This window comes from Nostoc sp. ChiQUE02 (assembly GCF_034531305.2).
Taxonomy (GTDB): Bacteria; Cyanobacteriota; Cyanobacteriia; order Cyanobacteriales; family Nostocaceae; genus Nostoc.
Map to the genome: position 1 here is coordinate 23,262 of NZ_JAVRBN020000035.1, position 18,961 is coordinate 42,222.

Below are 18,961 nucleotides of genomic sequence, written 5' to 3' on the forward strand. Positions count from 1 at the left end.
GTATTCTTAATTTAAACAAAATACTTGACAATCCGGCGACCTTGGTGGTTAAAAGATACAAAGTTTTTGAAAGTGGGGCATAGGGCATTGAAAAGAGGCATCAGGGCGGAGTGCGGGGGGCGAAGAGGAAAACTCTTCTCCCTTGCTCCCTACTCCCTTACTTCCCTTAAGGTTCTACCCAGCGTTCATCTGCCTTAATGAGGTTAATTAATTCCTCTACACCTTTATCTTCTGGGACTTTTTTAATTTCTTCTCGGCCACGATACAAAGAAATATAACCAGGTGTTTTGCCAACATAACCATAGTCGGCATCTGCCATTTCTCCGGGACCGTTAACAATGCAACCCATAACTGCTATGTCTAACCCAGTTAGGTGTTTAGTGGCTTCCCGGACTTTGTGCAGCACTTCCTCTAGGTTAAACAAAGTGCGTCCACAGGAAGGACAAGCGACGTATTCCACCATCGTTTTCCGCAATCCCAAAGCTTGGAGAATGCTGTAGCAGACGGGAATTTCTTTTTCTGGTGCTTCTGTAAGTGAGACGCGGATTGTATCACCAATGCCATCAGCAAGTAAGGTAGCAATACCAGCCGTGGATTTAATTCGCCCGTATTCACCATCACCGGCTTCCGTGACACCTAAATGTAACGGGTAATCCATACCCAGGTCATCCATGCGCTTGGCGATGAGGCGATAGGCGGCTACCATCACTGGTACTCGTGATGCTTTCATGGAAATTACCAAGTTGCGGAAATCCAAAGATTCGCAGATGCGGATGAATTCTATAGCAGATTCCACCATTCCTTCGGGGGTGTCACCGTAAGTAAATAGCATCCTCTCTGCGAGAGAACCGTGATTTACCCCAATTCGCATCGATTTACCTTGATCGCGCAAAGAAACTACCAGAGGTTCTAAGGTTTCGCGGATTTTATCGCCAATTTCGTCAAATTCGGTTTTAGTATATTCAGTTCGATTGATGTTTGGTTTTTCAAACACATACAAGCCCGGATTAATCCGCACTTTCTCTATGTGCTTGGCAACTTCCACGGCGATTTTCAGCCCATTGTGATGGACATCAGCCACTACTGGCACGTCTTGGTAAGTTTTAATTAATTTTTGTTTAATTTCCCCTAAAGCTTTAGCATGAGCCATACTCGGCACTGTGACGCGGACAATTTCGCAGCCAATTTCGTGCAAACGACGAATAGCAGCCACGGAACCATCAATATCAAGAGTGTCTTCGTTAATCATTGACTGCACCACAACGGGGTAGCCACCCCCAATAGTGACATTTCCCACCTTTACAGGACGGGTTTTACGCCGCTTGATGGTTGTATCAAAGGCAGGTTGAGTTGATGTGATGCTTGAAGTGTTGACTGTGGGCAGAGTTTGCATAACCTGATTAGGTAAATTTGCTGTAGCTAAAATATCAGATTTGATAAATCTCTGTTTCTCAGATTGCCACAGCTAGTGGCTTTTTTGGACGATTCTCTACAAATATCTAATTGAGTGGCGATCGCTCTCTTACTGAGTTATAAATACGATCGCTCAAAACTGCTCATACTTGGGTGAAGAGAATCAGTACAAATACGGTTGCTAATGTTTTACCTTATGGTTGGTTTGATGATAATTGGCTTGATGGATGGTTGGCTATGTTAAAACAATCTAGAAAATGGAGAAGATTAATTTATGAATACCCAAAGGACAACCCAACTACCAATTCCTGTGCACTTAAACTCAGAAAAAGTCGGCGAAGTCTGGCGTGTACTTTACCAAGAACGTGCCGCAGAAGCTGAAGCCTGGGCAAAACAACACGATATCAAACCAGTATCTTTAGATGAAACCCGTATTTGTCTACTATTAATTGATGTCCAAAACACCTTCTGTATCCCAGAATTTGAATTATTTGTAGGTGGAAAATCTGGTAATGCAGCGGTGGATGATAACGTCAGATTGTGTGAATTTATTTATCGCAACTTGGGAGTAATTACAAAAATTGTACCCACCTTAGACACCCACACAGCAACGCAAATTTTCCATCCGATCTTTTGGGTAAACGCCGCAGGAGAACATCCCACCCCAGCAGCAACTAGTATTACCCCGGCAGACATTCAACAAGGTATTTGGAAAGTAAACCCAGCAGTTGCTAACAGTATTACTCATGGGGATTATGAATTATTAGAAAAACACGCTTACCATTATGTTAAGCAGCTCAGTCAAGATGGTAAATATCCCCTTACTGTTTGGCCTTATCATTCTATGTTGGGCGGTATTGGTCATGCTTTAGTTTCATCTGTAGAAGAAGCGATATTTTTCCACAGCATTGCACGTCAGAGCCAGACACAATTTGAAATCAAAGGTGAGAATCCGTTAACAGAAAACTATTCCATCTTACGTCCAGAGGTGTTAGAAGATTTTGAACAACGTCCACTTGCTCAAAAGAATATACGCCTGATTAAGCAACTTTTAGAATTTGATGCAGTAATTATTGGTGGTCAAGCGAAAAGTCACTGCGTTGCCTGGACAATTGATGATTTATTAACAGAAATTAAACAGGTAGATGCTAGCCTTGCGAAAAAAATCTATCTACTAGAAGATTGCACTTCCCCCGTTGTTGTCCCCGGTGTTGTGGACTACACAGAACAGGCAGATGCAGCCTTTAAAAGGTTTGCAGAGGCAGGAATGCACATCATAAAATCTAGCGAATCTGTAGCATTTTTTTAACGCAGAGGAACACAAAACTTCCACTGAGGAAAACAGAGATTTCCTTTGCGTTTCAAAATGAATTTCATTTCTTTAAATAACCCTTGGGATCTTGCGCGACCCAACCCAGAGATGAGGTAGAACGCACTTCAAAATGGAGATGCGGTTGAGTAGAAGTTGGTTTTCCACTAGTGCCTACCGTTCCTAGTAAGTCTCCTTTTTTTACTTGCTGACCAACAGTAACTTTAATACTGTCAAGCTGGGCGTAGCGGCTTTGGAGTCCGCCATTGTGGTTAATAATGACCAACTTGCCATAGGAACCTTGGTCATTGGCAAAGGCTACGGTTCCAGGGGCGATCGCTAGCACATCTGTGCCCACTGCTGCTAATAAGTCAACACCGCTGTGGAAGAAAACTTCACCTGTAGCAGGATTAATTTGCCAGCCGTAAGCTAATGCCACAGTTGTCTCTTGTGCCAACGGATATCCAGACAGGGATGCACGGTTTTGCGTACCTGTATCAGTAGGTAAAGGAGACTTAGTTACAACACCATTGGGCGACCAATTTACCCCCGGAACAAACACAACTCTAGGGTTTTGTTGACAGCCATTCACCTCAAAAAGGCTATCAGCACGAACTTTGTATTGTGCCGCCACTTGTCGCCAAGTTTGGCCACGAGGCACTTCGACTACAATCCCATTGTAGGGAGGAATTTGAAGTACACTACCAACGGCAGCGATTGCACCGTTCTGCAAAGCTGGATTCATGCCAATAATAGTTGTAGGAATGAGATTGTAGCGCTGCGCTATGCTCTCCAAAGTTTCACCACGAACAACTTTATGGCGTTGGAAGCGAGATAGGGCTGGAGTTGGACAACCACCCACAGCAGCGTTGGCGCTGTTCAAGTTTGGCAGTATGGATACTAGGCTCAAGGCGCTAACTAAGCTACAGAGAAACAGTTGACGAAAAGGTAAAATCATGTATACATGTCAAGAGCGCATTAACTTTAGATTTTAGATGGGAACAGTAGGGAGTGGGGACTGGGGAAGAGGACAAGGGGACAAGGAGAAAGACTTGCTGCAAGTTCTCCCTGCTCCCTGCCCCTCTGCCTCTTGTGCCCAATCCCCAATTCCTCGTAAATTGATCTGTCCACTTGCCGTTAGCTTGACTACACTTAGAAATTAGCAACTGCATTGCTGTCCTTGAGCAAAACGATTATGAAGTTATCTTTAAAGCAACTGGCGGTTTATGTGTTTTTACTGGTGATCGGCGGTAGTGCAGGTTTGTTTGGCAGTCGCTATCTCCTGCCACAAAATCGCTCGTTCCAACAGTTAAAAAATGTAACAATGGCTTTGCCTCCAGAATCCGTAGTTCCGAATTCTCCGAATGGAGCCATTGGTTCTACTGGGGGCGATAATGTGAATTTTATTGCGACGGCAGTGCAAAAAGTTGGCCCGGCTGTGGTGCGAATTAATGCCACTCGCAAAGTAGCCAATCCCATCTCTGACGCATTGAAAAATCCCCTCTTGCGGCGATTCTTTGGAGAGGATGAGGAACCAATTCCTCAAGAACGCATTGAGCGTGGTACAGGATCGGGATTTATTTTAAGCGAAAATGGAGAATTACTCACCAATGCTCATGTGGTAGCAGACACAGATACAGTACAAGTCACCCTCAAGGATGGTCGGAGTCTAGAGGGGAAGGTGGTAGGAGTTGATTCTGTAACAGATGTGGCAGTGGTGAAAATAAAAGCTAATGATTTGCCGACAGTGAAACTGGGCAATTCGCAAAACTTGGTGCCAGGACAATGGGCGATCGCTATTGGCAATCCTCTGGGTTTAGATAATACTGTTACTATCGGTATTATTAGTGCTACGGATCGTACCAGTACTCAAGTTGGTGTTCCTGATAAGCGAGTCAGCTTTATCCAAACTGATGCTGCAATTAACCCTGGAAACTCTGGTGGGCCTTTGTTAAACGCCCAAGGCGAAGTGATTGGTGTTAATACTGCTATCCGCGCTGATGCTCAAGGACTCGGTTTCGCCATCCCCATTGAAACTGCCGCCCGCATCGCCAATGAACTTTTTACCAAAGGGCGTGTGGAACATCCCTTCTTGGGTATTGAAATGGCAGACCTTTCTCCCATCAAAAAACAGCAGATTAATCAAGAAAATCAACTGAACATTCAACAGGAAGCTGGGATTGTAATTAAAGGAGTCACAGACGATTCCCCAGCCAAGCGTGGAGGATTGCTTCCTGGAGATGTGATTCAAAAAGTTAACGGTAAACCAGTCAAAACCTCAGCCCAAGTTCAGAAGCTGGTAGAGTCCAGTAAAGTTGGGGACGTTTTAGCGATTGAAGTCAACCGCAGCGGTAAAATTCAAACCTTCAAAGTACAATCAGGAGCTTATCCTGAAAGAAAATAATCAATAGTCAATAGTCCCAGAATGTTTGACTACTGACTATTGACTATTGACCATTAGACAAATGCTCTAACTGCATTCTTTGTTCCATCTGGCGCAGAAAATACCCCGTCATCATGGCTGATGCCAGAAGCCCAGCTAAGTTCTCTCGATCTGTTGTGATTTGCACATTAAAGTTTTCTGCCGGGAGCATCCCCACTAGCCCTTGGACATTTTGGGAGATAATTTGTTTAATTTCGGGGCTAGCGGACTGAGCAACCCTAGCTAAAACATCAGGAGACTGATGCTGTAGATATTTGAGTAACTGATTAGGGTATTCCTCAGAGTGGTCGGAAAGAAGTTGATTAGGGTGTTCCTCAGAGTTGTCATTCAAAAAGTCAGGATTAAACACCATTGGCAGTTTTATTTAGCTTAATTGCTAACTCTACTCTAAACCATAGTACAAGGGTAGCGCATTCACCACGGGTATAAGTCAAGAGGAGGGGAGTGAGAGGCATAGGGGCAGGGAGCAGGGAGCAGAGGGGAAAGAGGTAATTTTTATTTTCTCCGTTGCCCCCTGCTCCCCGGCTTCCTCCCCACTCCTTAGTCCCCACTCCCTACTCCCTTTAGTTCTAGTTCTAGTTCTAGTTCTAGTTGTTCTTCCTTCTGGCTGGTGGAAAGTATTTGCGGGAGTTGTTCTATTTGAAAATACTGATGAAATTTCGGCGTTACTTGGAGTGAGTAGGAGCGAGAATCGCTGTCTCGGCGCTTCCGGATGAAACCAAGTTCGACGAGTTCTGGAACGTGCTGATATACCCCTGAACCGCGCAGGTTAATCAAGTCGCTCTGGAGTATGGGACTATTAAGGGCGATCGCGGCCAAAGTCCGCAATGCACCTACACCCAATTCTACAGGTATCATAGTTTGCACTAAGTCATGAAAATCAGACCGGAGTTGCAAACTGTAACCATCTGGGGTTTCTATTACTTCTAGAGCGCTATCTCGGTGGGCATAGTTGTCCATTAGTTCAATTATGCCTTCTTTGACAGCGGCGCGATCGCACGCGGCATACTCGGCGATTTCGCCGAGCGACAAGGGTTTACCCTTTAAATAGAGAATTGCTTCTATCTTCGTCGCTGTGGCTGTAATCATTTAGTTATTAGTCATTGGTCATTAGTCATTGGTCATTAGTACATGACAACTAACAATCAACAAGTGTGTGGCATTATATCCTAAATTGTCAAAATATTGTTTAAAACTCTCAAATAGGGCATAGGGCATTGGAAAATCATTTTCCTCAAAAGCCTCTACTTGTGAGAATAAATTCTGCGATCGCTAAATCTTGTGGAGTAGTCACTTTTAAATTTGTCTCCTCTCCCTCGACAATTCGGACTTCGATGCCGCACTTTTCAAATAAAGCGGCGTCGTCAGTTACTTCCCAACCTTGACGGACACCTTCAGCATGGCATTGTTTCAACAACTTGACATTAAATCCTTGGGGAGTTTGTGCCGCCCATAGTTGTTGTCTATCGGGTGTTTCTTGAATTATGCCTTGTTCATCGACAACTTTGATCGTGTCTTTGACGGGCACACCAGCAATTAAACCGGGACAGTGGTGAATGGCCTCGGCACAAGAGTTAAATAAATCTGGTGTGGCCAGACATCTGGCTCCATCATGAATCAACACTTGTTTTGCGGCTACTGGTAGCGCCTGCAAGCCATTGTAAACAGATTCTTGGCGGGTGGAGCCACCTTGAATTAATTCCACTGGTTTAGTCAGCTTCAGATCGGCGATAATTGCCTTTAAGTCAGACCAGTCACCAGGTTGAGAAATAATCCCGATCCAACTGATTGTACTGGCAGCTTCTGCGGCTAATAAAGTCCAAGCAATAATTGGTTGCGATCGCACGAGCAGCAGGAGTTTATTGCGGTTACTCCCCATTCTTTTTCCGATTCCCGCAGCTGGAATTAGTAAATACACAGAATTCCTCAATCTTTAAGCTATATATTTTCCCCTAAAATAGGGAGCGAGTAAGCGTCAATAAATATTATGCGAGTAGTAGCCCTTGTACCTGGCGGAATTGGCGACCAAATTCTCTTCTTTCCGACTCTAGATGATCTGAAGCGCAATTACCCTAACGCTCAGATAGATGTCGTTGTTGAACCCCGGTCAAAGGCTGCCTACCGAGTGAGCAAGTCAGTTCACGAGGTACTGACCTTTGATTTTCAAGACCGTAATAGTCTGGCAGATTGGGGTAACTTGGTGGGCACAATTCGCGATCGCGAATACGATATTGCCATTGCTGTTAAGCAAAATTGGTTGGTGGGTCTTTTGGTCTGGTTGACGGGAATTACCATACGCATTGGCTACCAAGGCAAAGGTTCGGTTTTTCTTACCCATGCTGTGCCATTCAAACCTTCCCAGTATGCGGCGGCAGTATATCATGATTTGCTGCAACCATTGGGCATAAATAGCCCTGTCCCAGAGTTAGCAGTAAATGTGCCAAAACCAGATATTGAATGGGCACAAAAGGAACAAAAACGTTTAGGGGTTAATGAAACAGGCTATATCTTGATTCATAGCGGTTCTAGCCAGTTATCCCAGTCTAAAGAACTGGATAAAATCTACCCTGTCGGAAATTGGCAGCAAATTATTCAAGACTTCCAACAGAAGCAGCCGGATCTGCCTGTGGTAGTTATTAAGGGATCTGATGATGAGCAGTTTGTGCGATCGCTTCTGGAGTCTTCTCCAGGCATCAAGGTGACTGCTCCAGATGATATTGGCAAGTTAACTGCCATAATTGCCGGGGCAAATTTGATGTTGGCTACTGATAGTCCGGCACTACAACTGAGTGTTGCAGTCCAAACCTATACCATTGCCATATTTGGGCCCACCGTTCCAGCGAAGTTATTGCCGAAAAACGATAAATTCCTGGCTATTGAATCCCTGACGGGAAAAACGGCGGATGTTTCACCAAACGCAGTTCTAGAGAAAATTTGGGGTGGCTAAACCAGCACTTTGTCCAAATTTCTGCAATCAGTCTATTGGATATCCAATATAGTTATGCGTTTGTTGAATGACCGCAAAACCTGGACGTGACAGCTAGATTTTGCGGTTATTCAGTATTAAAATATCCCAAAAAAAGCATCATCTAATTCATAACCCAGCATTTGGGCCATGGACTTCAGCCGCGAGAAGCTGGGGATGTTCTGCTGTTTGAGCCAATCACCTAAAATAAAGATTTTGTGCATCAAAAAGATTTCTAAGGCTTCGGGATTATACTGAATGCCTTCTTGGGAACTGAACTGGTGTGGTACAAGCATGGCCGCATAACGAGCAAACTCTCCAGCTTTCCAATCTAGTAAAAATGGTAACCAAGGGTATTTGGCATCTAGGCGCACAAACCACAAACGCACCTCTGGAATTTCTGAAAGTTCCCGTGGATCGCCAGGTTGGAGATCGTAATTGATATCAAAGCGTAGCTGCTGTTCATGGGATGCGACCCCATCTTGCAGCAGTTGTTCAATCACCGTTGACGCAGGCGACAGATCCAGATTGTTAATGAAGTCATTATTGAGTGCGATCGCAATTGTCATTGATTCAGCAGCCACTTTCTTGATGCTCAACTGTAGGATCGAGAATCTACAGTAGCAGCTTTCAGGGATTGACGCTAGATTGACCTTTAGCCACACAAAGTCTTCTTGAAGAATCAATTAGTATTTACTGATACTTCTTTGCTGATAATTCGTCAAGCTATACAAGGTCTATACACAAGTCTGACCTTCTCAAATTAATTTGATACTTTTGCTTGATTTTCGCTGGTTATAAAAAAGCTATATCTATTTGCTAGCCTTCATAATCAGCCGCTGGCGATGCTTGTGGCCGGCTACGCCTACGCAAATCACTTCACCGATTTTTACTAAAGTTAAATATTATTTTTATAAATGCAATAATTACTTATATTTAAATAGAAAATTGTTACACCATTAACATGGTATGTCATTAGAATTAGCCTACTTGGGAAAGGCAACGCTTGCCCCAAGGTGGACATTTACAGCAATTTTAAGTTAAAGTTGTAATGAGTTTGTTTTAGATTAAGGTCTTACAAAGTAGCCGTCAACAAGCAAAAAAAATTATTTTCGCCACCTATGACTTCCGCAGCATCAAAAGCCAAAACACAAGCATAGGTAAAAGAGCGGTGTGCAATATGATTGCATATATTAAATAACCAATAAACATTTAGATGGGAAAATTCCCCCAACAGTTAACAAGCTGTAATATGCAAAAACAAACAATTACTACAAAACCAATTCGTTCCTTAGAAGATGCTCTTGAGCGCTGTCAAATCTTGGGTATGCGCGTCAGTCGTCAACGTCGCTTTATTCTGGAACTACTTTGGCAAGCAAATGAACACCTTGCTGCAAGAGAGATTTACGATCGCTTAAACCAACAAGGCAAAGAAATCGGTCATACCTCTGTTTATCAAAATTTAGAAGCATTATCCAGTCAAGGCATCATTGAGTGTATTGAACGCTGTGATGGGCGTTTGTACGGCAATATCAGTGACTCTCACAGTCATATAAACTGTGTGGATACAAATCAAATTCTTGATGTTCATGTGGAACTACCAGAAGATTTGATCCGCAAAATTGAAGAAGAAACAGGAGTGCGGATTACTGACTACAGTATTAACTTTGTTGGCTACCGTAACCCGCAAGAGGGCTAGGGAGCAGGGAGCAGGGGAGGCAGGGGAAGAAGAATTATTGATTCTTGAGCCATGCCCAATGCTCTATTCCCTATTCTCCAATAGAGTTATTGCCAAAAACTGTCTCATCATCATATAAATCTACTGGTAAAATCGTGCCTTCAGAGCTTTCAATTAGTCCGAACGCAGGAGTCTTGTTCCAATTAACATCTGTGTTTGATGTAATTTTTACGGTGTTTAAAAAGGGCTGGTGCGATGCCTGCGGCGGTAAACTACGCAAATCTTTCTGTCTTTGAAACGACTCTTTGGAGAACAAGACACCATTATCGGTGAGCAATTTTTTGTCAGTCTCAGTGAGGATGGCATCAAATAAACAGGCGTTGGTGAGATTAACTGAATTCAGATTTATCCCCAAAAGGTTAGCCTGTTGCAGGTTTGCGCCTGTGAGGTTTGCGCCTGCGAGGTTTGCGCCTGCAAGGTTTGCTTGTTGCAAGTTCGCGCCTGCGAGGTTCGCCTGTTGCAAATTGGCTCCAGCTAAATTCGCCCCGATTAGCTCCGCATTGGATAAGTTTGTTTGCTCAAGATTTACCCCAGTTAGCATCACTTGCAATAAAGAGGCTCCCGATAAATTGAGTCCAGCCAGAGACTTGATTCGGGTTGCGAAGGCACTTTTATGCAAAACCGTTGTCTTAGCAATCAGCATACTCAGCGCCTCTGGGTTGAATTCTGCTAAATTCGCTGGATTACCGCAAGGCCAAAAAGGAACTTTTGTTTCTCGGTAGCAAGCACAAAGTAATAAAAACACATTCAGTCCCACCGCAGCATTCACCTGTTCAACATTCACAGGGTTTTGCAGTGCGTGAAAATGAGTCAAAGCTTTGTGGGCTATCCCCTCATCTAACCAACGGCCTTGACAGTAAGGACGCCAGAAAGACAAAAGACGTTGAAACAAAATTTCAAAGGAAAATTTGTGCTTTTGCTGTCGGTGCAATCCTGCGTAGGCGCAGCCCGCCGCAGGCATTGCTAATTCTTCAATTTCTTGGCTAAGTATCCCGTAACCTAGTAAATTGTAAATATACTGGGCTACGCTACTGGGAGAATCAAGCACAAAAGTGAGCGTACCATAAGCTTCATCCTGGTACTGAGTTAAAAATTTAAGTTGGGCAGCAATAGCATCTGCACAAAGAGATTCTCCTAAGTTGATAAACGAAAACTCAATTAAACTACTTTGCGCTGCGCTTTTGCCTGAGCTTTCTAAATCCCGAATTTTAAAGTAAAACTCTGGTAAAGCATTAAATTCACCAGCCAAATTAATTTGATGACGTTGCGAGTGTAAAATCTTCAGAGCGATCGCTTGCATCTGCTCAAGTAAATCTTGGGGATGACGACCAGCGAGTAAATTAGCGATCGCTTCTGGAGTTCGGTGGATATGAGCCGATCCTGAGCGCAGTAGCATCGTCTTAATCCCACCAATTAGCGGATAGCCCAATAGCCATCGGCTCAGACGATGATAAATTTCCCATAACAGAGAAGACTTTTGGCTATTACCTGCTAACTGCAATAGTTCATCATCTAGCAATCCGTCACGGTGCAAAATGCCCAACAAATGCAGCATTAGGGGTTGACGGACAAGGGCAGATAATTCTCTTAACTTTGATTGATTGACAAATAACCCTGCCTGTTTTAAAAATGTAAAGAAATTTTGAGCAATGGCCAAAGATTGCACTTTTGCCCACTGTTGAAACCATTGTTTGAGTTCGTCCGCATCCAATGGCTGAATTATAATTCGCTTCAATAATAGCGATATTTCTGGAGCGATTTTTTGTAATGTCGTTGACCGACTCGTCAACACAATTTTGTGTCGGTGTTGAGATTGAAAGTTCAGTAATTGCTGAATAAAAATTGCTTGTGCCCTTATACCCTGAGCAGAAGGGGGCAGTTCATCCAGACCATCCAACAGCAACAGACACGGGAGATTTTCTTGCTCTAACCAAGCTGAAAGATTAACAGGAAAAGCAGAATTTAGAGTTTCGATTAAAGTTTTGCCGTATTTTACATCCCGCAACCTAATTAGTATTGGCATCCAAGTAGGGTATAATTCCTGTGCTACTTGTGCTGCCCAAAGTTGGCAAAAACTAGTTTTTCCATAACCAGGTTCCGACTCAATCACAGCGATCGTTTCTAAATCAGTTAGCTGTTGCTGTGCCCATGTTTTTAAATCAACTGGTTTAACAGTTTTTTTATCCTGCTCAGAAATACTTTCCTCTATTGGTAAGCCTTTTTGTGGCACATAGATATCCTTAAGAGCAAAGGATTCCATGAGCAATGGTATACTGAGGTTTTTAATCAAACTTGCACGGTAATGTTCTCGGTGCAAATCAATTTTCTCAGCGACTGTAGAACCAACTTCTGGAGTGAGCAAACTGGGAGATAATGAAATCCCCAAACGGAAAAATTTTTGCAGTTGGGCTAAAGGTGCAGCATTCTCGGTAACGACTACCAATAAGTGACCAGGAAGTGAGTTGACTAAACGCTGTGTTAAAAGTTTAGCTTCAGGTTCCTCTGCACCATTAGCAACTAACCAAGCTATGGCAGCGTTATTTATTTGTTGCACTAGTAATGAATCTGCAACCAAAGACAGTGCTTGTTCAGCTTGAGTGTCAGTCAATTTGCCAGGGCTGAGAGTTTTCAGCAATCCTTGCAGTTGCGGTTCTTGGAGGATGAGTTTACCCACATCCTCTCTAAGTATGTGTGGTTGGATTGGTATACTTGCCCGGTCTAGCCACAGTCTTTGTAGGCTTGCTTCCTGCTCTAGAATTGCTTGCAAACCTTGGAGATAGGCAATTTGAAACGCTAGCCATGTCCCTTCATTACGTTTTAACGGTTTTTTTTGGCTGAGGCTACGCAACAGCTTTTCTGTCAACTGGGAAATTATACTGATTTCTTCCCAAACAATACCTAAGGGCAGTTCTAAAACCTCTACCAAGGTACAGATATCAAAAGGCATGAGGCTTTTGATTTCCATATCCTGAACAATACGGTAGGCAATACCTGCCAATTGCCCCGCTGAAAACCCTCTGATTTGATTGATTGCAATATGGCGTTCTGCCAACCAGTGCCGAATACTCAGGTTCATTTAATTACACAGTGAAGGCTGCCTATGGCAATTATGATCGATTTATCCGTTTACGAAAACAGGTAACAATGGGGAAGACAAAGTTTTGTATCAAAGCTGTTTTCTGATTGGTAAAAAACAGTGCTTGTGTAATTGAGTGGACTATGAGCGATCGCCCTCTAAAATTATTGTTAATTGACCAAGACCCGATTTTTCGTCTGGGATTACGGGTAGCTCTAGAAGCAATTCCGAACCTAGAAGCGATCGCGGCGGTAGAAACTGATACCGCTGCCTTGCAAATTTTAGCAGAAATTGCCAAAGAAGACCCTAATCAGGTAAATTTGGTGGTTTTGGAATTCGGTAATGGTCGCTCTACCACCAGTCAACAGCTAGGTTTACAATTCTGCCGACAACTCAGAGCCTTATATCCCAACCTGCCAATTTTGCTCCTCAGTTCTGTTCAACAACAAGGACTTCTATTGGCTGCAAAATCTGTTGGTATTAATGGCTACTGCCCCAAAGGCACACCACTTCCTGAATTAGTTGCTGCCATACAAGAAGTTGCAGATGGTGGTTCCTATTGGTTTCAGGACACGGAAGCAATAATAACTCCTAACAGTAGAGACGCGAGAGACGCGATTAATCGCGTCTCTCCCCACTCCCCACTCCCTTTTTCTAGACTACGAAATAATTTACGTTTGTCAGGAATTGCTCACATTGACGCTACCCTAGCCGCAGTAACAGCACAATTACAAGTTCCCGGACTACCAGTACTAGATCGAGCAATTCTAGCTGGACAGCGACGAGAACTGCTAGCGGCTCGTTGGTTGCTAAATCGGTTGTTGGTTTCATCACAAGAAAGGCAAGAGGAAAATATTCCCGTTACTGATGAGCTGCCTCTCACTCCTCCATTAATTAGTACCATTCAACAAAGGCAAACTGTGTCACCTTTACTTAGTCCGGGAGCACTACAATCTGCCTTGTTTGCATCTTGTGTTACGAAACTTCAATTTCCTTTACAGAATGTCACAGATATCCCTTTAGAAATTGACATTTTTCGTGAAGATAAAAAACGGGAATTACTTTATCTGATTCTGCAAAAATTTGCTAACCAGTTGGATGAACTGCGTACTTCTCAAATAGAGATAGATCAATTATGTGAAGTTAAAAATACCTTGTTACGTGACTTATGGCAAGCAGCAATCACAGATTTTTTTGGGAAGTTTTCTCGAATACAAATAGGCAATCAAAATATAGAAATTGTTAATTTGTTACTACAAAATACAGAAGTTGTACAAAGAGATATCCTCAACAAAATTCCGCTAATTTGTGAGTTGTATTCTTATCTAATATTTCAAATAGAATTGAACATTGATAATATCTCATATTCAGTAGTAAGCGTTGAAGCCAAGTCCCAAGCATTAATGATTTTAGAGAACTTGTTGATTCAGGTAGCGAATGGAGTAGTGCAACCACTACTAAATTCTTTAGCAGATGTAGAAGCGATTAAGCAAAATTTTTATGGGCGACAATTAATTTCCACAAGAGAGATTGAACGGTTTAGAAATGATTTATCGTGGAAATATCGATTAAAAAATTATATAAATGAGCCAAAATCAGTTTTTGAAAGTCGCTACGAAATATTTGTAATTGTGCCTCGTGGCATTGCTAATACTTCAGTTTATGCTCCTCGAAATCAGGAGTTAGAAAAACTTTCTAATATTCCTTTAGTAGTGACATTGCTCCTAGAATTTAGTGATGCGATCGCACCGCGTTTAAAATCGCTAGTAGCTTTTGTAGGTAGAGGTATAGTCTTCATTCTCACTCAAATAATTGGTCGTGGTTTAGGTTTGATCGGTCGTGGTATTCTTCAAGGTATTGGCAGCGTTTCGTTAGTAGAAAAAAACCTTAGACGAAATAGCGATCGACCTAAGTGAAGAATTTTTAACTCTTGACAAATGACAAATGACTAATGACCAATGACCAACAATGATTTTATTGGGCTAGCAATTTCTTATGTTTACGCTACTGGTCTGCTTGTCATTGGCGAGGCACTGCGTAGACTGTTTGCTGTGAAGCCGGATTTGACTCGCAAGGTAATCCATATTGGTGCAGGGATGTGGGCTTTCGGCGTTCTGCTACTGTTTAGCCACTGGGAAATCGGAATTATACCTTTTGCAACCTTTATCGGACTTAATTACCTGTTTTACCGCTACCGAATCATCGGCGCAATGGATACCCAGGATAGCTCACCTGGTACAGTTTATTTCGCTATCTCAGTAACGCTGCTGTTCGGGCTGCTATGGCGACCAGATGGACCAGTAGATAGCGCCCCAATTGCTGTAGCTGGAATAATGGCGATGACTTGGGGGGATGCACTAGCAGCATTAATCGGTAGACGCTTCGGACAGCATAAGTACCAAGTGGGAAATTCTGTGCGTTCCTGGGAGGGTTCGCTAGCAATGTTTGTAGCGAGTACAGTGGTAGTTTTCATGGTGCTGTTGTTGCTACCTGGTTCGTCCTTGAGTCCCCTATCAACGCCTTTAAGTTTAGGATGGGCCTTGTTGACTGCGGTGGTAACTGCTACTTTTGCAACCTTAGCAGAGGCAGTCTCCCCCCACGGCACAGATAACCTCAGCGTGCCTCTAATAGCGGCTGGGGTAGTGTGGGTAATAATGCATGGGTTTTAAACCAAAATTCATGCAAGAGTGCCTCGTTTCCAGTCTCCGACTGGGAATGCCTACCACGAGGCTCCGCCTCCCTGATGAGCGGCAGAGGCGCTTTGAAGTACATTTCCAGGTTCTACCTGGAAACGAGATTTTACTTTTAACTCCCCACTCATAAATTCCAATTGCGGCAAAAATGGAAGAAGCCTTCCAGAAACTCTTGCATAGCAATGTTGCTATTTAACTTTTGTTTACTCCACTCTCTTGCAGTTCGTTCCAGAATTTCTGAGAAACTAGGATAGACAAGAGATAAATTTGCTAAATGTTTGACTTTAATTTTTTGTGACATTGCCAAGGCAATCAAATTAATCAACTCTCCAGCTTCTGCCCCCAATATCGAAGCTCCCAAAATTACGCCGTTGCGTAGCACAATTAATTTACACATACCAGTGGTTTCATCCCGGAGTTGGGCTGCTGCCACTGTTTTAAAATGCTGTCGCAAAACTAAAACTTCATCTCGACCAAATTGGCGTTTTGCTTGGGTCTCTGTCAAACCTACTTGCGCCACCATCGGCACAGAAAACATTGCCCAAGGAATGGAGCGATAATCTACTCGTAACCTGGGGAAAAAAAGTGCATTGTTCAGGGCAATTTTTGCTTCATAATTAGCGATATTGACAAAGTCATAACCACCAATTACATCACCACAAGCGTAAATGCGGTGGTTAGTGGTTTGCAGTTTATCATTCACCACTAAGCTACGCCGATGCCATTTCACACCTACTGTTGCCAAGTTTAGAGATTCAAGATTCGGCTGTTGTCCAGTCGCCACTAAAATTTCATCAGTTTCAATGGCCTTATCTCCTGCTTGAATCCACTTTTTATCCTCAATTAGCCTTACCTGAGTTACCAGTTTTTCGGTGAGGACGTGCACACCCTCGACTTCCAACTGCGCCTGAAGCAATATGGCTATCTCAGGGTCTAGATATGGTAGAACATAGGGATGCTTGACTACCAGCGTCACAATGCAACCAAACCGTGCTAAAGTTTGAGCAATTTCAATGCTTTGGGGAATTCCGCCGATAATGACCCAATTTTTGGGTAATGTCTCTCCCTGTAAGGATTGCCAAATATTAGATAGGGTCAGATAGCCAGTGGCTTGCAATCCTTCAATTTCGGGAATTGCTGGATGTGAACCACTAGCCAGCAAATAGGTACGGGCGCGTAGTAGACGATTGTTTACGGAAAAAGCCAGTTGGGGTAGAGATTGAAATTGACCACTGCCAACGATGACATCGACTCCCAGCGCGGCTAGGATGGCTGGAGAATGCTGTTCTTTAAGATTTGAGGCTACGCATTGAGCATACAGCATCGCTTCTTGCCATGCCATAGATATGTGGCATTCTTCTGAGCTATCAGTGTGTGTGGCATGAATACCAAAACCAGCGGCAACATTCAACTTCTGCGCCAGTTTACTAATTTCGGTAAGAGCATGGTGATGAGTAAACCCGTAGTCTCCTTTAGGTTCCACCAGGGCAACTGTAGCACGTAGTTGGGTTGCAGCAAGGGCAGCGTAGTATGCAGCAAGACTGCCGCCAATAATTACGACATCGTAGTCAACGGTCACGTGAATTTAGAGTTAAGAGTTAGGAATTAGGAATTTAGAGTTAGGAATTAGGAATTAGGAATTTAAAGTTAGGAATTTAGAGTTAGGAATTAGAAGTTAAAACCCTTATTCAACTTATAACTCCTAACTTATAACTTATAACTCCTAACTTTCTTTTAGCGCTGTGAGTAAGCGTTGGTTATCTGATTGGGAACGTACAGCAACCCGGAAAAAGCGATCGCCTAGTTCTTTAAAGCTAAGGCAATCGCGGATTAAAATCTGGTGATACTTGAGTAATTGTTGCTGTAACTGCGAAGTGGAATGTTGAGACTCAACCAGTAAAAAGTTAGCAGCACTTGTTTGGGGTTGCAATCCGGGGATTTTAGCCAAACCCTGAAAGAGTTGGTTTCGTGCAGGTGGCAGCCATGCCCAGGTTTGCTGTTGAAACTCCGTATCCTGGAGTGCCGCAATTGCCGCCGCCGCCGCTAGCGTGTTTACGGGCCAGGGGTCACGCCATAGCTGCCATTTAGCTAGGCAGTCGGGGTGAGCGATCGCATATCCTAATCGCAGTCCTGGGAGAGTGTAAAATTTGGTCAGCGATCGCAATACTACTAAATTTGCATATTCCTGCACCACCAGAATCAGGCTTTGTTCCTCATTAGGCGGCACAAAATCCATAAATGCTTCATCCACCACAACCAAAGCAAATTGCTCTAGGTAGGGCAAAATAGAGTCCCGCGAAAATAGCTTTCCGGTTGGGTTGTGGGGATTATTCAGGAGCAGTCCTTTGTCCTTTGTCCTTTGTTCTTTGTGAATAAGCAATGACGTAGGCACTTCGCCTTCGCCCAGAGTATGACCAGTGACTAATGACAAAGGACACTCCAGCACATTAGCGTTGTACGCCCTTAGGGTTCGGTAGTAGTCGCCAAAGGCTGGAGTGATTAAAGTTGTCGCGGCTAACTGAGCTAATTCCCTACCTATTAAAGTAAGTAATTCTGCGGAGCCGTTACCCGGCAGAATCCACTCAGGTGGCAATTGATGGAAGTGACTGAGAGCTAGTCTCAGTTCACTATAATTTGGGTCTGGATAGTGCTTAAGATTACCAATTTGGGACTTAATAGCAGCGATCGCGCTGTTTGGAGGCCCCAACGGGCTGATGCTAGCAGAAAAATCCAGAATAGCGTCAGGGGGACAGCCAGCCAGTGCTGCTGCCCAGGCTAAATTTCCCCCGTGTGCAGGTTGCCGCATTAAAAAAGGGTTCCCGAAGACAGAACCTATGCTTTTGGGGGTGCTACCTTTTCTCTAAACAGTTTTCCTGCCGAGAAGGCAGGAACCCTCGTCGCGGGAATTTCCATCTTTTCATTTGTTTTCGGGTTGCGACCTTCGCGGGCTTTACGTTCCCGTGATTCAAATGAGCCAAATCCAACCAACGTTACCTTATCACCAGAGGAAACCGCTTCAATAATCGTTTCCAAAGCGGCAGTTAAGACTGCATCCGCTTGTTTCTTGGTAACACTAGCTTTTTCAGCTACGGCATCAACTAATTCACCTTTGTTCATGTCAAACTCCTGAAGGTTTACTTGAGATTCTTTACGGGTGCACTTTGGTGCATCTGTACTGAAATCTCTGTTCGCGAAAATACAAAAATCATGCTTAGGGAGTATTTTTACTCAAAACGGCTGTACATCCCATCGGCTCGACTTTTCAATGAATCATTCTAAGGTGTTGTAGCCTGATGTGGATAGATGAAACCATTAATTTATATA

The 18,961-nt window shown here is 43.5% G+C and carries 16 protein-coding genes; 6 read left to right on the plus strand and 10 right to left on the minus strand.

Annotated elements, in window-relative coordinates:
• Positions 1 to 166: 166 nt before the first annotated feature.
• Entirely contained in the window at positions 167 to 1,393 is a 1,227-nt protein-coding gene (gene ispG, locus RM347_RS27050; protein WP_322719744.1) for a (E)-4-hydroxy-3-methylbut-2-enyl-diphosphate synthase, read from the minus strand.
• A 294-nt stretch (positions 1,394 to 1,687) separates the two neighbouring features.
• On the opposite strand from ispG, the gene RM347_RS27055 reads away from it, so the two are divergent.
• Positions 1,688 to 2,722 carry an isochorismatase gene (locus tag RM347_RS27055; RefSeq protein WP_322719743.1) on the plus strand — a complete coding sequence of 345 codons (1,035 nt, stop codon included), beginning with the start codon at positions 1,688 to 1,690 and terminating at the stop codon, positions 2,720 to 2,722.
• Between the two features lie 64 nt (positions 2,723 to 2,786).
• On the opposite strand, the gene RM347_RS27060 is transcribed toward RM347_RS27055, so the two are convergent.
• Positions 2,787 to 3,680, minus strand: a complete 894-nt coding sequence (locus RM347_RS27060) for a LysM peptidoglycan-binding domain-containing M23 family metallopeptidase (protein WP_322719742.1) — start codon at positions 3,678 to 3,680, stop codon at positions 2,787 to 2,789.
• A gap of 237 nt (positions 3,681 to 3,917) precedes the next feature.
• Here RM347_RS27060 and RM347_RS27065 point away from each other — a divergent pair, with 237 nt between their 5' ends.
• On the plus strand, positions 3,918 to 5,126 hold the full coding sequence (locus tag RM347_RS27065) for an HhoA/HhoB/HtrA family serine endopeptidase (RefSeq protein WP_322719741.1): 1,209 nt from the start codon (positions 3,918 to 3,920) through the stop codon (positions 5,124 to 5,126).
• A gap of 43 nt (positions 5,127 to 5,169) precedes the next feature.
• On the opposite strand, the gene RM347_RS27070 is transcribed toward RM347_RS27065, so the two are convergent.
• The 3 genes from RM347_RS27070 to ispD all read right to left on the minus strand — a co-directional run bounded on the left by RM347_RS27070 (position 5,170) and on the right by ispD (position 7,083).
• Positions 5,170 to 5,517 (minus strand): DUF760 domain-containing protein, encoded by a 348-nt coding sequence (locus RM347_RS27070; protein WP_094347414.1) that lies wholly within the window; start codon positions 5,515 to 5,517, stop codon positions 5,170 to 5,172.
• A 188-nt stretch (positions 5,518 to 5,705) separates the two neighbouring features.
• Entirely contained in the window at positions 5,706 to 6,254 is a 549-nt protein-coding gene (gene scpB / locus RM347_RS27075; protein ID WP_322719740.1) for an SMC-Scp complex subunit ScpB, read from the minus strand.
• A gap of 145 nt (positions 6,255 to 6,399) precedes the next feature.
• A complete protein-coding gene (gene ispD / locus RM347_RS27080; RefSeq protein ID WP_322719739.1) occupies positions 6,400 to 7,083 on the minus strand; it encodes a 2-C-methyl-D-erythritol 4-phosphate cytidylyltransferase in 684 nt (227 codons plus the stop codon).
• A 69-nt stretch (positions 7,084 to 7,152) separates the two neighbouring features.
• Here ispD and RM347_RS27085 point away from each other — a divergent pair, with 69 nt between their 5' ends.
• Complete coding sequence (locus RM347_RS27085; RefSeq protein WP_322719738.1) at positions 7,153 to 8,112, plus strand: glycosyltransferase family 9 protein; 960 nt, start codon at positions 7,153 to 7,155, stop codon at positions 8,110 to 8,112.
• 116 nt (positions 8,113 to 8,228) lie between these two features.
• Here RM347_RS27085 and RM347_RS27090 read toward each other — a convergent pair whose 3' ends face one another.
• The gene (locus RM347_RS27090) at positions 8,229 to 8,699 is read right to left on the minus strand and encodes a CRR6 family NdhI maturation factor (protein ID WP_322719763.1); all 471 of its coding nucleotides are present in this window, start codon (positions 8,697 to 8,699) and stop codon (positions 8,229 to 8,231) included.
• Between the two features lie 683 nt (positions 8,700 to 9,382).
• On the opposite strand from RM347_RS27090, the gene RM347_RS27095 reads away from it, so the two are divergent.
• Positions 9,383 to 9,829, plus strand: coding sequence for a Fur family transcriptional regulator (locus RM347_RS27095; protein ID WP_322719737.1), 447 nt, complete (start codon positions 9,383 to 9,385; stop codon positions 9,827 to 9,829).
• A 70-nt stretch (positions 9,830 to 9,899) separates the two neighbouring features.
• On the opposite strand, the gene RM347_RS27100 is transcribed toward RM347_RS27095, so the two are convergent.
• On the minus strand, positions 9,900 to 12,944 hold the full coding sequence (locus RM347_RS27100; protein ID WP_322719736.1) for a pentapeptide repeat-containing protein: 3,045 nt from the start codon (positions 12,942 to 12,944) through the stop codon (positions 9,900 to 9,902).
• 143 nt (positions 12,945 to 13,087) lie between these two features.
• Between RM347_RS27100 and RM347_RS27105 the strand changes: the two genes are divergently transcribed.
• Both RM347_RS27105 and RM347_RS27110 read left to right on the plus strand, forming a co-directional pair.
• A complete protein-coding gene (locus tag RM347_RS27105) occupies positions 13,088 to 14,860 on the plus strand; it encodes a DUF3685 domain-containing protein (protein ID WP_322719762.1) in 1,773 nt (590 codons plus the stop codon).
• Positions 14,861 to 14,902: 42 nt separating this feature from the next.
• On the plus strand, positions 14,903 to 15,613 hold the full coding sequence (locus RM347_RS27110) for a diacylglycerol/polyprenol kinase family protein (protein WP_322719735.1): 711 nt from the start codon (positions 14,903 to 14,905) through the stop codon (positions 15,611 to 15,613).
• Positions 15,614 to 15,761: 148 nt separating this feature from the next.
• On the opposite strand, the gene RM347_RS27115 is transcribed toward RM347_RS27110, so the two are convergent.
• From RM347_RS27115 to RM347_RS27125, 3 genes are all read right to left on the minus strand, one after another.
• The gene (locus RM347_RS27115) at positions 15,762 to 17,216 is read right to left on the minus strand and encodes a dihydrolipoyl dehydrogenase family protein (RefSeq protein ID WP_322719734.1); all 1,455 of its coding nucleotides are present in this window, start codon (positions 17,214 to 17,216) and stop codon (positions 15,762 to 15,764) included.
• Positions 17,217 to 17,360: 144 nt separating this feature from the next.
• Positions 17,361 to 18,443 (minus strand): threonine-phosphate decarboxylase CobD, encoded by a 1,083-nt coding sequence (cobD, locus tag RM347_RS27120; protein WP_322719733.1) that lies wholly within the window; start codon positions 18,441 to 18,443, stop codon positions 17,361 to 17,363.
• Between the two features lie 26 nt (positions 18,444 to 18,469).
• Entirely contained in the window at positions 18,470 to 18,754 is a 285-nt protein-coding gene (locus tag RM347_RS27125; protein ID WP_010998076.1) for an HU family DNA-binding protein, read from the minus strand.
• Positions 18,755 to 18,961 lie beyond the last annotated feature (207 nt).

Coding starts and splice junctions, on each gene's coding strand:
- RM347_RS27125 (WP_010998076.1), bottom strand. CDS start 18,754: ATGAACAAAGGTGAATTAGTTGATGCCGTAGCTGAAAAAGCTAGTGTT.
- scpB (WP_322719740.1), bottom strand. CDS start 6,254: ATGATTACAGCCACAGCGACGAAGATAGAAGCAATTCTCTATTTAAAG.
- RM347_RS27055 (WP_322719743.1), top strand. CDS start 1,688: ATGAATACCCAAAGGACAACCCAACTACCAATTCCTGTGCACTTAAAC.
- RM347_RS27100 (WP_322719736.1), bottom strand. CDS start 12,944: ATGAACCTGAGTATTCGGCACTGGTTGGCAGAACGCCATATTGCAATC.
- RM347_RS27105 (WP_322719762.1), top strand. CDS start 13,088: ATGAGCGATCGCCCTCTAAAATTATTGTTAATTGACCAAGACCCGATT.
- RM347_RS27095 (WP_322719737.1), top strand. CDS start 9,383: ATGCAAAAACAAACAATTACTACAAAACCAATTCGTTCCTTAGAAGAT.
- RM347_RS27110 (WP_322719735.1), top strand. CDS start 14,903: ATGACCAACAATGATTTTATTGGGCTAGCAATTTCTTATGTTTACGCT.
- cobD (WP_322719733.1), bottom strand. CDS start 18,443: ATGCGGCAACCTGCACACGGGGGAAATTTAGCCTGGGCAGCAGCACTG.
- RM347_RS27090 (WP_322719763.1), bottom strand. CDS start 8,699: ATGACAATTGCGATCGCACTCAATAATGACTTCATTAACAATCTGGAT.
- ispG (WP_322719744.1), bottom strand. CDS start 1,393: ATGCAAACTCTGCCCACAGTCAACACTTCAAGCATCACATCAACTCAA.
- RM347_RS27085 (WP_322719738.1), top strand. CDS start 7,153: ATGCGAGTAGTAGCCCTTGTACCTGGCGGAATTGGCGACCAAATTCTC.
- RM347_RS27070 (WP_094347414.1), bottom strand. CDS start 5,517: ATGGTGTTTAATCCTGACTTTTTGAATGACAACTCTGAGGAACACCCT.
- RM347_RS27065 (WP_322719741.1), top strand. CDS start 3,918: ATGAAGTTATCTTTAAAGCAACTGGCGGTTTATGTGTTTTTACTGGTG.
- RM347_RS27060 (WP_322719742.1), bottom strand. CDS start 3,680: ATGATTTTACCTTTTCGTCAACTGTTTCTCTGTAGCTTAGTTAGCGCC.